This is a genomic window from Streptomyces sp. NPDC002671 (genome assembly GCF_053592475.1).
In genome coordinates this window covers 192,611-205,525 of the sequence record NZ_JBSFVU010000008.1, presented here as the reverse complement: position 1 = coordinate 205,525, position 12,915 = coordinate 192,611, and the positions used below count along the sequence as shown (strand labels likewise).

Sequence of the window (12,915 nt, the reverse complement as noted above, 5' to 3'; positions counted from 1 at the left end):
CGTACCCGCACTCATGAAAGGGGCCCGGCCTCCGCGAGGGGAGACCGGGCCCTTCTCAACCGTCGGCGCTTACGCCTTGCGCAGCCGGAACGTCAGCGACAGACCTTCGTCGGTGAAGGCATCGCCGTAGCTGTCGTCCGCCTCGCCCTGGCCGAAGTCGGTCGACAGGACCTCCTCGGCGATCAGCTCGCTGTGCTCGCTCAGCGCGGCGATGACCGCGGTGTCCGTGGAGGTCCAGCGCAGGGCGATCCGGTCGGCGACGTCCAGGCCGCTGTTCTTGCGGGCCTCCTGGATCAGCCGGATCGCGTCACGGGCCAGGCCCGCCTGCCGCAGCTCCTCCGTGATCTCCAGGTCCAGGGCGACCGTGGCACCGGAGTCGGAGGCCACCGACCAGCCCTCGCGCGGGGTCTCGGTGATGATCACCTCGTCGGGGGCGAGGGCGACCGTCTCACCGTCGACCTCCACGGAGGCCGTGCCCTCACGCAGGGCCAGGGACAGCGCCGCCGCGTCCGCGTTCGCGATGGCCTTCGCCACCTCCTGCACCCGCTTGCCGAACCGCTTGCCCAGGGCGCGGAAGTTGGCCTTGGCGGTGGTGTCCACCAGGGAGCCGCCGACCTCGGAGAGCGACGCCAGGGCGCTGACGTTCAACTCCTCGGTGATCTGGGCGTGCAGCTCGGTGTCGAGGGACTCGAAACCGGTCGCCGCGATCAGCGCGCGGGCGAGCGGCTGACGCGTCTTGACGCCCGACTCCGCGCGCGTGGCACGGCCCAGCTCCACCAGCCGGCGGACCAGGACCATCTCGTTCGACAGCTCCGGGTCGATCGCGGACAGGTCCGCCTCCGGCCAGGGGGCCAGGTGCACCGACTCCGGGGCGCCCGGGGTCACCGGCACGACCAGGTCCTGCCAGACCCGCTCGGTGATGAACGGGGTCAGCGGGGCCATCAGCTTGGTGACCGTCTCGACGACCTCGTGCAGGGTGCGCAGCGCGGCCTTGTCGCCCTGCCAGAAGCGGCGGCGCGAACGGCGGACGTACCAGTTCGACAGGTCGTCCACGAACGCGGACAGCACCTTGCCGGCGCGCTGGGTGTCGTAAGCCTCCAGCGCCTGCGTCACCTGGTCGGTGAGCGCGTGGAGTTCGGACAGCAGCCAGCGGTCCAGCACCGGGCGCTCGGCCGGGGCCGGGTCCGCCGCCGACGGCGCCCAGTTCGACGTACGGGCGTACAGCGCCTGGAAGGCGACCGTGTTCCAGTACGTCAGCAGGGTCTTGCGGACGACCTCCTGGATGGTGCCGTGGCCGACCCGGCGGGCCGCCCACGGGGAACCGCCGGCCGCCATGAACCAGCGCACCGCGTCCGCGCCGTGCCGGTCCATGAGCGGGATCGGGTCCAGGGTGTTGCCCAGGTGCTTGGACATCTTGCGGCCGTCCTCGGCGAGGATGTGGCCGAGGCACACGACGTTCTCGTACGACGACTTGTCGAAGACGAGGGTGCCGACGGCCATGAGGGTGTAGAACCACCCGCGCGTCTGGTCGATCGCCTCGGAGATGAACTGCGCCGGGTAGCGGCTCTCGAACAGCTCCTTGTTCTTGTGCGGGTAGCCCCACTGCGCGAACGGCATCGAACCCGAGTCGTACCAGGCGTCGATCACCTCGGGCACGCGCGTGGCGGTCTTGCCGCAGCCGTCGTGACGGCAGGCGAAGGTGACGTCGTCGATGTACGGGCGGTGCGGGTCCAGGCCGGCCTGGTCGGTGCCGGTCAGCTCGGTCAGCTCCGCGCGGGAGCCGACGCAGGTGAGATGGTCGTCCGCACAGCGCCAGATCGGCAGCGGGGTGCCCCAGTAGCGGTTGCGGGACAGCGCCCAGTCGATGTTGTTGTTCAGCCAGTCGCCGAACCGGCCGTGCTTGACCGTCTCCGGGAACCAGTTGGTCTGCTCGTTCTCCTGGATCAGGCGGTCCTTGATCGCCGTGGTGCGGATGTACCAGGAGGGCTGCGCGTAGTAGAGCAGCGCGGTGTGACAGCGCCAGCAGTGCGGGTAGCTGTGCTCGTACGGCAGGTGCTTGAAGAGCAGACCGCGGTCCTTGAGGTCCTCGGTGAGCTTTTCGTCGGCCTTCTTGAAGAAGACGCCGCCGACGAGGGGCACGTCCTCCTCGAAGGTGCCGTCCGGGCGGACCGGGTTGACCACGGGCAGGCCGTAGGCGCGGCAGACCTTGAGGTCGTCCTCACCGAAGGCGGGGGACTGGTGGACCAGACCCGTGCCGTCCTCGGTGGTGACGTACTCGGCGTTCACCACGTAGTGGGCCGGCTCCGGGAACTCCACGAGTTCGAACGGACGCTGATACGTCCAGCGCTCCATCTCGGCGCCGGTGAAGGTCTGGCCGGTGGTCTCCCAGCCCTCGCCGAGCGCCTTGGCGACGAGCGGCTCGGCGACGACGAGCTTCTCCTCGCCGTTGGTCGCGACGACGTAGGTGACCTCAGGGTGCGCGGCGACCGCCGTGTTGGACACCAGGGTCCAGGGGGTCGTCGTCCACACCAGGAGCGAGGCCTGGCCGGCGAGCGGACCGGAGGTGAGCGGGAAGCGGACGTACACGGACGGGTCGACGACCGTCTCGTAGCCCTGGGCCAGCTCGTGGTCGGACAGGCCGGTGCCGCAGCGCGGGCACCAGGGGGCGACGCGGTGGTCCTGGACCAGCAGGCCCTTGTTGAAGATCTCCTTCAGCGACCACCAGACGGACTCCACGTACTCGGGGTCCATGGTCCGGTAGGCGTCGTCCAGGTCGACCCAGTAGCCCATGCGGGTGGTCAGCGCGGTGAAGGCGTCGGTGTGCCGGGTCACGGACTCACGGCACTTGGCGTTGAACTCGGCGATGCCGTACGCCTCGATGTCCTGCTTGCCGGAGAAGCCCAGCTCCTTCTCGACGGCCAGCTCGACCGGCAGGCCGTGGCAGTCCCAGCCGGCCTTGCGGGCCACGTGGTAGCCGCGCATGGTGCGGAAGCGCGGGAAGACGTCCTTGAAGACGCGGGCCTCGATGTGGTGGGCACCGGGCATGCCGTTGGCGGTGGGCGGGCCCTCGTAGAACACCCACTCGGGGCGGCCCTCGGACTGCTCCAGGCTCTTGCTGAAGATCTTCTGGTCGCGCCAGAAGTCGAGCACGGCGTGCTCAAGAGCGGGCAGGTCGACCTGGGCGGGCACCTGGCGGTACGTCGGCGCTGTCATCTGCGAGCATCCTCCAACGGACTTGCTGCCTTCCGTCGGAGGGACGAGAGTCTGCAATCCTGCTCACGCCGTGTGCGGCGCGCTCCCGCGGTACCACCCTCCTTGGCTCTCCGTCGCACCGTACGCGCCGCAGAGCCCCCTCATTGGGGTCGCGAAACCGGTTCTACTCGCCCTGGCCTCGCGGCTGCGGCTTTCTTCCGGCGGCTCCGGGGTGATCTTCACGTCGCGCTCACCCCCGGGCTCACACCGTCCCCGGGTCGCTCTCGGCTGCGTACGCCGCTACTCGTCCCCATCCATGCTTTTCGCTGCGCCCAGTGTACGGCGCCGCGCAGACAGCAGCCGACCGCTTTTCGGGGGTCGGGGGCGGACCGTCGGAGAAGGGGCGGCATGACCCGAATGGCGAGGCGTGCGGGCGTGCGTGTCCGGGGAGGACGGGGGCGGCGGATTACCCGCCGGGGAGCTGGGCACAACCGTTGCAGGCCGTCCGCGCGGGGGGTGCGGGCGGGCGAATCGGGCGGTGTGCCCCGTTGCCGCGGGACTCAAGTCGATTTATCGTCCCAGCACGATTCGCGAGCGAGATCACAATATGTGAAGGGGCCGCGGCCATGGTGGCGAAGAAGTCCGCCGAACAGCACTCGGCGACCGGCCGGACCAGGGGCGCGGCGGCCTCCGGAGACACGGCTGCGGCCGGTGGCGGGGCCAAGGGGACAGCCGGGAAAGCAGGGGGGAAGAAGAGCACGCACGCGGCGTCGGCGGCGGCCCCGGCCAAGCCTGTGAAGACGGTGAAGGCCGCGAAGTCGGCGAAGCCGGCGGCCAAGGAGACCGCCGTCAAGCCTCCGGCGAAGAAGCCGGCTCCGAAGAAAGCCGCCGCCAAGGCAACGGCTGCCGAGAAGGCGGCCGTGAAGGAGGCTGTCCCGAAGAAGGCGACCAGGGAGAAGGCGACCACGAAGAAGGAAGCCGAGAAGGGAACCGCCACCAAGAAGGCGGCTGCGAAGAAGTCGGCCGCCAAGAAGACGGCCGCCGAAAGGACTGCCTCGAAGAAGGGCGTCTCCACGGGGGCGGCCGAGCACAGCACGGCCAAGAAAGCGGGCGCGGCGCGGGCCGCGAAGCAGACGGGAGCCACGACAGTGGTTGCGAAGAAGACTCCTGGCACGGCCACGGCAGCGCAGACCGGCGTCCCCAAGGCACGGGTCGGCGCGGTGGAGCCCGGCGAGCTGGCGGTGCGCCCGGGCGAGGACCCCTGGACCCCGGAAGAGGTCGCGGAGGCCCGTGCCGGGCTGCTGTCCGAGGACGAGCGGCTGCGGAACGAGATCAGTTCCTCCGAGCAGTCCCTCGTCGGCCTGATGCGGGAGTCCGGCGACGGCGCCGGCGACGACCAGGCCGACACCGGCGCCAAGAACATCACGCGCGAGCACGAGCTGGCACTGGCCGCCAACGCGCGCGAGATGCTGACGCAGACCGAGCGAGCCCTGGAGCGGCTGGACGCCGGCACCTACGGCCTGTGCGAGAACTGCGGCAACCCCATCGGCAAGGCACGCATGCAGGCCTTCCCGCGGGCCACCCTGTGCGTGGAGTGCAAGCAGAAGCAGGAACGCCGCTCCTGAGCGTGGGGGTTGCCGGGGTGTGCCGTAGTCTCGTCCACAGTCAGGCACCTAGGTTGAGGGACTCACGTGGCAGAGGCGGAGCGCATCATCGGTACGCCGGACACCCCGGACGGCAGCGACGAACCGACGGCGGCGGCCGGCGCGCGGACCCCGGAAGGGCAGCGGGCCGGGCGGGGCCGCCGGATCGCCGTGCTGTTCGCCGTGGCCGCGTTCGCGTACGTCCTCGACCTGGTCAGCAAGATGCTCGTGGTCGCGAAGCTGGAGCGGCACGCGCCCATCAAGGTGCTCGGGGACTGGCTGGAACTGCATGCCATCCGCAACCCGGGTGCCGCTTTCGGCTTCGGCGCGGCCTTCACGATCATCTTCACCCTGATCGCGGCGGCCGTGATCGTGGTGATCATCCGCCTGGCCCGCAAGCTCTACAGCTTCCCCTGGGCGATCGCGCTGGGCCTGCTGCTCGGCGGCGCGCTCGGCAACCTCACCGACCGGATCTTCCGGGCCCCCGGCGTCTTCGAGGGCGAGGTCGTGGACTTCATCGCGCCGAAGGGCTTCGCCGTCTTCAACCTGGCCGACTCGGCGATCGTCTGCGGCGGCATCCTGATCGTGCTGCTGTCCTTCCGGGGCCTGGACCCGGACGGCACCGTCCACAAGGACTGAAACACGGTCCGCAAGGACTGAGGCTCCGCGGGGTTTTCCACAGGCTCGGTCGGAGCCGACTCACCCGTCCGGCATACTCGACGGGTGAGCACGATTCCCGAGATCCGAACCCTGCCCGTGCCCGACGGCCTGGAGGGCGAGCGTGTGGACGCCGCCATCTCCCGCATGTTCGGCTTCTCCCGGACGAAGGCGGCGGAGCTGGCCGCCGCAGGCAAGGTCCAGGTCGACGGCGCCGTGGTCGGCAAGTCCGAGCGGGTGCGCGGCGGCGCCTGGCTCGAGGTCGAGATGCCGCAGGCGCCCGCCCCGGTGCAGGTCGTCGCCGAGCCCGTCGAGGGCATGGAGATCGTGCACGACGACGATGACGTGGTCGTGATCGTCAAGCCGGTCGGCGTCGCCGCCCACCCGAGCCCCGGCTGGACGGGCCCGACCGTGATCGGCGGTCTCGCCGCGGCCGGTTACCGGATCTCCACCTCCGGCGCCGCCGAGCGCCAGGGCATCGTGCACCGCCTGGACGTCGGCACGTCCGGCCTGATGGTCGTCGCCAAGTCCGAGTACGCGTACACGTCCCTCAAGCGCCAGTTCAAGGAGCGCACGGTCGACAAGCGCTACCACACGCTGGTCCAGGGCCACCCGGACCCGACGAGCGGCACCATCGACGCGCCCATCGGCCGCCACCCGAACCACGACTACAAGTGGGCGGTCACGGCCGACGGCAAGCCCTCCGTGACTCACTACGACCTCATCGAGGCCTTCCGCGCCGCCTCCCTGCTCGACGTGAAGCTGGAGACCGGCCGCACCCACCAGATCCGTGTCCACATGGCCGCCCACCGCCACCCCTGCGTCGGCGACCTGACCTACGGCGCCGACCCGACCCTCGCCAAGCGGCTGCGCCTGACCCGCCAGTGGCTGCACGCCGTACGCCTCGGCTTCGAGCACCCCGGGGACGGGCGCTGGGTGGAGTTCGCGTGCGACTACCCGGAGGACCTGCAGCACGCCCTCGACCAGGTCCGCGAGGAGACGTGGGCGTGAACCCGCCCTACACCGTCCGGGTCGCCGAGGACCCCGCCGACCGCGAGGCCTGCTTCGGGGTCCGCAAGGACGTCTTCGTCGTGGAGCAGGGTGTCCCGGAGGACCTCGAGTACGACGCGTACGACGCCGTCGCCGTGCATGTCGTGGCCGTCCGCGAGGACGGCGTGCCGCTCGGCGCCGGGCGCCTGCTGTACGGCGAGGCCGCGGCCGGCAAGACCGGCGGGGACGCGTCGGTGGGCTCCCTGGGGCGGCTCGCCGTCACCCGCACGGCGCGCGGGCTCGGGGTCGGCGTGGCCCTGGTGCGGGCCATCGAGGAGGCGGCACGCGCGCGTGGCCTCACGGCGGTGGACCTGCACGCGCAGACGCACGCCATGGGCTTCTACGAGCACCTCGGCTACGAGGCGTACGGCCCGGAGTTCCCGGACGCGGGCATCCCGCACCGGGCGATGAGGCGCGCTCTGTAGCAGTCTTGAGGTCCGCCATGTGATCGTCGACCTTCCGGAGCGTTCACCGTGGACCAGCCGGCCCTGCTGTTCGTCCTGCTGCTCGGGGCCCTGGTGAGCGTTCCGGTGGGGGACTGGCTCGGGCTTCCGGCGCCGGTGCTGATGACCCTGTTCGGCGGGATGCTCGCGGTGGCCGACTTCGTGCCGAACGTGCGCTTCCCGCCCGAACTGATCCTGCCCGCACTGCTGCCGCCCCTGCTCTACGCGGCCGTACGGCGCACCTCCTGGCGGCAGTTCACGGCGAACAAGCGCCCGATCTTCCTGCTGGCCGTCGCCCTGGTCTTCGTGACGACGGTGTGCGTGGCGTTCGTCGCCAACGCGATCGTGCCGGGGCTGCCGATCGCCGCCGCCGTGGTGCTGGGCGCGCTGATCGCGCCGCCGGACCCGGTCGCCGCGACGGCGGTCGCCGGGCAGCTCGGGCTGCCGCGCCGGCTCGTGTCGATCCTGGAGGGCGAGGGCCTCTTCAACGACGTCACGGCCATCGTGCTCTACCACGTGGCGATCGCCGCCACCCTCAGCGGAACGTTCTCGGCCTGGCGGGCCGGGATCGACCTCGTGCTGTCGGCCGTGGTCGCGGTCGTCGTGGGGCTGGTGCTGGGCTGGGGCGCGAACCGGCTGATGGACCTGCTCGGCGACGCGACCCTGCAGATCGGCCTGACCCTGCTCGTGCCCTACGCCTCCTACGTGCTCGCGGAGGACCTGCACGGCTCCGGGGTGCTCGCCGTGCTCACCACGGCCCTCTTCCTCGCGGAGTACTCCACCGACGCGGACGACGTCATGACCCGGCTGGCCGGGCACACGTTCTGGGACATCGTCGACACCCTCGTCACCGGGGTCGCCTTCGGGCTGATCGGCCTGGAGCTGCACCACGCCATCCGCACGGCCAGCGGGCGGTGGGGCGAGCTGCTGGGCTGGTCGGCCGCGGTCGTGGGCGTGGTGGTCGTCGTACGGCTGCTGTGGCTGCTGCCGGCGACCTGGCTGACCAGGCGGCTGCACGCCCTGCGGGACTACGACGAGGACATCCCGATGAGCATCCGGGAGACCGTCGTGATGTGGTGGTCCGGGATGCGCGGGGTGGCGTCCGTGGCGCTGGCCCTCGCGATTCCGCTCAAGACCGACGACGGGTCTCCGTTTCCGCAGCGGGAGGTCCTCATCTTCATCGCCTTCGTGGTGATCATCGCCACGCTGGTGCTCCAGGGGCTCACGCTGCCGTGGCTGGTGAAGTGGCTCGGGGTGCGGGCCGACACGGAGCGGGAGAAGGAGTTCGAGAAGGAGCTGGCGGTGCGGGCGGCGACGGCCGCGAAGCGCAGGCTGCGGGAGATCGAGCAGGTCGAGGAGTTGCCGGAGGAGCTCTCCGAGCAGATGCTGCGGCGGGCCTTCGACATCGGGATCCGGATCAGCCCGGACCTGGGGGAGGAGGAGCGGCGGGAGGCCCATCGGCAGCGGGCGCGGCGGCTGAAGCGGATCCGTCGTATCGAGGGGGAGATGATGAGCGCGGCGCGGCACGAGGTGCTGGCGGCGCGGAGCGAACCGGGGGCCGACCCGGAGATCGTGGACCGGGTGCTCCGGCATCTGGACGTGCGCAGCCTGCGCTGAAGGGTGTTCTCCCACCCGCGCGGTCGTCCGGATCTCATGCGTCGCGCGGCGGCGGTATCGCCTCGCCCGTGATGACCTTGGGCAGGGCGTACGGGTGTTCCGCGCAGAGCCAGGTGATCATCTGTTCGCGGACCGCGACGCGGACCTTCCAGAGGTCGTCCGAGTCCTTGGCGGTGACCAGGGCCCGTACCTGGATGGTGTTGGGCGTGGAGTCGGTGACGGCCAGGGCGCAGTCGCGGCCGTCCCAGGCCGGGCACTCGCGCAGGATGTCCCGCAGCCGCTCGCGCATCGCCTCGACCGGCGCCGAGTGGTCGACGTGCCAGTAGACCGTGCCGGTCATCTGCGGGGTGCCCCGCGACCAGTTCTCGAAGGGCTTGGAAGTGAAGTACGACACCGGCATGGTGAGCCGGCGCTCGTCCCAGGTCCGCACGGTCAGGAAGGTCAGGGTGATCTCCTCGACCGTGCCCCACTCGCCGTCCACCACGACCGTGTCGCCGAGCCGCACCATGTCGCCGAAGGCGATCTGGAGCCCCGCGAACAGGTTGGCGAGGGTCGACTGGGCGGCGACACCGGCGACGATGCCGAGGATGCCGGCCGAGGCCAGCAGCGAGGCACCGGCCGCGCGCATCGCCGGGAACGTCAGCAGCATCGAGGCCACCGCCACCACGCCCACGACCGCCGACACCACGCGCATGATCAGCGACACCTGGGTGCGCACCCGGCGCAAGCGGGCCGGGTCGCGGTGGGCGCGGGCGTAGCGGCTGTACGAGGTCTCGACGATCGCCGCGGCGATCCGGATCACCAGCCAGGCCGCCGCCCCGATCAGCACCAGGGTGAGCGTCCGGCCGACGCCCACGCGGTGCTCCTGGAGCAGCTTCGCCTGGTCGTAGGAGCCTCTGAGCAGGGCGGCGCAGAGCACCAGTTGGTAGGGGACGCGGGTACGGCGCAGCAGGCCCCACAGGGGCGTCTCGCTGTGGCGTGCGTCGGCCTTGCGCAGCAGCAGGTCCGTGGCCCAGCCGATGAGCACGGTCAGGACGACGGCCCCGCCGACCACGATCACGGGACGGAGTACGGTCTCCATGCCTGAGAAGGTAGCTGGCACCATGGCCTCATGAACATCATGCTCTTTCACTCCACCTACGGGCTCCGCCCGGCGGTGCGCGAGGCAGCGGACCGGCTGCGCGCGGCGGGCCACGAGGTGTGGACGCCCGACCTCTTCGACGGACACACGTTCGACACCGTCGAGAAGGGCATGGAGTTCAAGGAGCGGGTCGGCAAGGAAGAGCTGCTGAAGCGGGCCGTGCTGGCCGCCGCGCCCTACTCGGAGCGCGGGCTCGTGTACGCCGGCTTCTCGCTCGGCGCGTCCATCGCGCAGACCCTGGCCCTCGGCGACGAGAAGGCGCGCGGGCTGCTGCTCCTGCACGGCACGTCGGACCTCGCGCCGGGCGTGTACGTGGACGAGCTGCCGGTGCAGCTGCACGTGGCCGAGCCGGACCCGTTCGAGACGGACGACTGGCTGAACGCCTGGTACCTGCAGATGGGCAGGGCGGGCGCCGACGTGGAGGTCTTCCGGTACGCCGGGGCAGGCCACCTCTACACCGACCCCGAGCTGCCGGACTACGACGCCGAGGCCGCCGAGGCCACCTGGCGGGTGGCGCTCGGCTTCCTCGAAACCCTCGGCTGACCGGCTCTGCGGGGGCGTACGGGTTACACGGGGTCGTACGTCCGCTCGACCTTCTGCGTGCCGCTGCGGGTGCGGTACGAACGGACCCAGGACGACGTCGCGTGGGGATCCGTGCGGTCGGACAGGACGTAGTAGTCCATCTGCGCGCGGTCGGCGGTGATGTCCAGGACGCCGTAGCCGTGCCGGTCCGTGTCGACCCAGTGGACGTGCCAGTTGGCGGCCTTGATGACCGGCGAGGTGATCGCCGAGACCGTGCCCTCGGGGACCTTCACGATGTCGTCCAGGTTGTCCGAGGTCACCGAGGTCACCACGAACTCCGTGGCGGCCGAGGCCGACAGCGGGTACGTGCCCGCGTCCATCGGTACGTCGTTGGCCCACGCCATGTGGATGTCACCTGTCAGGAAGACGGTGTTGCCGATGGCGTTGGAGTGCAGGTGGTTCAGCAGCTCGCGGCGGTCGTCGGTGTAGCCGTCCCACTGGTCGGTGTTGGCGGCGATGCCTTCCTGCGGCAGCCCGAGCAGCTTGGCGAGCGGCTTGAACAGGTCGGCGGAGAGGGACCCGAAGGAGAACGGCGAGATCATCACCGAGTTGCCGACCAGCCGCCACTTGGTGTCGGAGGCCTTCAGCCCGGCCTTCAGCCAGTCGAGCTGGGCACGCCCGGTGATCGTACGGTTCGGGTCGTCCACCGAGCCGCTGGCCGTGGAGGCCTGCTGGGAGCGGAAGGAACGCAGGTCCAGCAGGGACAGGTCGGCGAGCTTGCCGAAGCGCAGCCGCCGGTAGGTGGTGCCGGTGATCGCGGGGCGGACCGGCATCCACTCGAAGTAGGCCTGCTTGGCGGCGGCCTGACGGGACGTCCAGGTGCCCTCGGCGCCCTCGGTGTGGTTGACCGCGCCGCCGGACCAGGCGTTGTCGGCGAACTCGTGGTCGTCCCAGATCGCGATGACCGGCGCCTTCAGGTGCAGGGCCTGGAGGTCCGGGTCGGTCTTGTACTCCCCGTGCCGGGTGCGGTAGTCGGCGAGGGTGAGGATCTCGTGCGCGGGCTCGTGCGGGCGGACGACCGTGCCCCGGGCCGCGTACTCGCCGGACTTGTACTCGTAGATGTAGTCGCCGAGGTGCAGCCAGGCGTCCAGGTCGTTGCGGGCCGCGAGGTGGCGGTAGCTGGAGAAGTAGCCGGCCTCCCAGTTGGCGCAGGAGACCACGCCGAAGCGCAGGCCGGACACGGCCGCGTCCGCCGCCGGCGCGGTGCGGGTGCGCGCCACCGGGGAGTCGGTGCCGCCGGCCGAGAAGCGGAACCAGTAGTCGGTGGCCGGTTCCAGGCCGCGGATGTCGGCCTTGACGGTGTGGTCGGAGGCGGCGGTCGCGGTGGTGGAGCCCTTGGCGACGATGTTCGTCAGCGCCTTGTCCCTGGCGACGACCCAGCTCACCTCGGTGTCCGGGCCGAGCCCGGAGCCGGGTGTCGCCTCGGCGGTGGGGGTCACCCGGGTCCACAGCAGGATGCCGTCGGGCAGCGGGTCGCCGGAGGCGACGCCGTGCAGGAAGGCGGGGGCGTCCGTGGCGGCGCGCGCCGGGAGGGCGGCGACGAGCGGGCCGGCCAGGACAGCGGTCGCCGCCGCGGCCTTGACGACGGTACGGCGGCGGGGGGAGAGGGAGTTGATGCCCTCGGAGGCCGAAAATGATCTGTATCGACTGGTCACGGCCGATCAGGTTACTGAGCAGTTTTACTGATTGGTATACGCAGGAGCGGGCGAACTCCGAAAGTTCGCCCGCTCTTCATCCCGCGATCGGTTTCCGACGGGGCGTCAGCCCTTGAGCGCCGCGTCCACCAGACGGTCGAAGTCGGCCACGGTCAGGGGCGGGCGGCGCTGGCTGTCGGCGGTCAGCAGCTTGCCGTCCATGACGAAGCTCGGGGTGCCCGTGACGTTGTCCTTGTTGGTGTCGAACGTCTTCGTCATGGCCATCGCCCAGGCGTCGTAGGTGCCCTTCTTCACGGCGTTCCGGAACGCGGTGTTGTTCTTCAGCGCCGGGACGGTGTCCGCGACCTCGATGAGGTAGTCGTCGCTCTTGAACTTGTCGTCCGTCTCCAAGGGGTGCCACTTCGCGGAGTACAGCGCGGACTTGTACTCCAGGAACGCCTCCGGGCTCACGTTCAGCGCGGCGCCCATGGCGCTCATCGCGTTCTTGGAGCCCTGGCCGTTGTCCTTGTCGTCGATGAACGTGCCGCCGATGTACTCGACCCTGAACTTGCCGTCGTCCAGGTCCTTCTTCACCGTCGAGCCGACCGTCTGCTCGAACGTGGCGCAGACCGGGCAGCGCGGGTCCTCGTAGACCTTCAGGGTCTTCTTGGCGGTGTCCTTGCCGAGAACGACCGTGGTGCCGTCGGTGCCCGTGGTGTGGGCGGGCGCGACGACCCTGGCGTCCTTGAGCCCCGCCCAGTAGCTGGGCTTGTTGGCCTGGACGACCGCGTAGCCGACGCCGCCGGCCGCGGCCAGCACGCCGACCACGGAGGCGGCCACGACGACCTGGCGCCGCACCTTGTCGCGCTTTGCCTGCCGCTCGCGCTCCTCGCGCAGCCGCTCCCGTGCCGCCGCCTTCGCCGTCTGGCTGTTCCGCTTGCTCATATGGGTGATCT

The 12,915-nt window shown here is 70.7% G+C and carries 10 protein-coding genes; 6 read left to right on the top strand and 4 right to left on the bottom strand.

Annotated features, from left to right (window positions below):
• Window positions 1-69: 69 nt before the first annotated feature.
• Window positions 70-3,213, bottom strand: coding sequence for an isoleucine--tRNA ligase (gene ileS, locus ACWD35_RS14830; protein ID WP_451351599.1), 3,144 nt, complete (start codon window positions 3,211-3,213; stop codon window positions 70-72).
• A gap of 605 nt (window positions 3,214-3,818) precedes the next feature.
• Here ileS and ACWD35_RS14825 point away from each other — a divergent pair.
• The 5 genes from ACWD35_RS14825 (at window position 3,819) to ACWD35_RS14805 (ending at window position 8,602) form a co-directional block, all read left to right on the top strand.
• Entirely contained in the window at window positions 3,819-4,817 is a 999-nt protein-coding gene (locus ACWD35_RS14825; protein ID WP_451351598.1) for a TraR/DksA family transcriptional regulator, read from the top strand.
• A gap of 66 nt (window positions 4,818-4,883) precedes the next feature.
• On the top strand, window positions 4,884-5,474 hold the full coding sequence (gene lspA / locus ACWD35_RS14820; RefSeq protein ID WP_451351597.1) for a signal peptidase II: 591 nt from the start codon (window positions 4,884-4,886) through the stop codon (window positions 5,472-5,474).
• Window positions 5,475-5,558: 84 nt separating this feature from the next.
• Window positions 5,559-6,503, top strand: coding sequence for an RluA family pseudouridine synthase (locus ACWD35_RS14815; RefSeq protein ID WP_451351596.1), 945 nt, complete (start codon window positions 5,559-5,561; stop codon window positions 6,501-6,503).
• Window positions 6,500-6,967, top strand: a complete 468-nt coding sequence (locus tag ACWD35_RS14810) for a GNAT family N-acetyltransferase (RefSeq protein ID WP_451351595.1) — start codon at window positions 6,500-6,502, stop codon at window positions 6,965-6,967. The genes ACWD35_RS14815 and ACWD35_RS14810 overlap by 4 nt, the downstream gene beginning before the upstream one ends.
• A 48-nt stretch (window positions 6,968-7,015) precedes the next feature.
• On the top strand, window positions 7,016-8,602 hold the full coding sequence (locus ACWD35_RS14805; protein ID WP_451351594.1) for a Na+/H+ antiporter: 1,587 nt from the start codon (window positions 7,016-7,018) through the stop codon (window positions 8,600-8,602).
• Window positions 8,603-8,636: 34 nt separating this feature from the next.
• Here ACWD35_RS14805 and ACWD35_RS14800 read toward each other — a convergent pair whose 3' ends face one another.
• A complete protein-coding gene (locus ACWD35_RS14800) occupies window positions 8,637-9,683 on the bottom strand; it encodes a mechanosensitive ion channel family protein (protein WP_451351593.1) in 1,047 nt (348 codons plus the stop codon).
• 30 nt (window positions 9,684-9,713) lie between these two features.
• Here ACWD35_RS14800 and ACWD35_RS14795 point away from each other — a divergent pair, with 30 nt between their 5' ends.
• Entirely contained in the window at window positions 9,714-10,286 is a 573-nt protein-coding gene (locus ACWD35_RS14795; RefSeq protein ID WP_451351592.1) for a dienelactone hydrolase family protein, read from the top strand.
• 23 nt (window positions 10,287-10,309) lie between these two features.
• Here ACWD35_RS14795 and ACWD35_RS14790 read toward each other — a convergent pair whose 3' ends face one another.
• Entirely contained in the window at window positions 10,310-11,980 is a 1,671-nt protein-coding gene (locus ACWD35_RS14790; RefSeq protein ID WP_451351591.1) for an alkaline phosphatase D family protein, read from the bottom strand.
• A gap of 105 nt (window positions 11,981-12,085) precedes the next feature.
• On the bottom strand, window positions 12,086-12,904 hold the full coding sequence (locus ACWD35_RS14785; RefSeq protein ID WP_451351590.1) for a thioredoxin domain-containing protein: 819 nt from the start codon (window positions 12,902-12,904) through the stop codon (window positions 12,086-12,088).
• Between the last annotated feature and the right edge of the window lie 11 nt (window positions 12,905-12,915).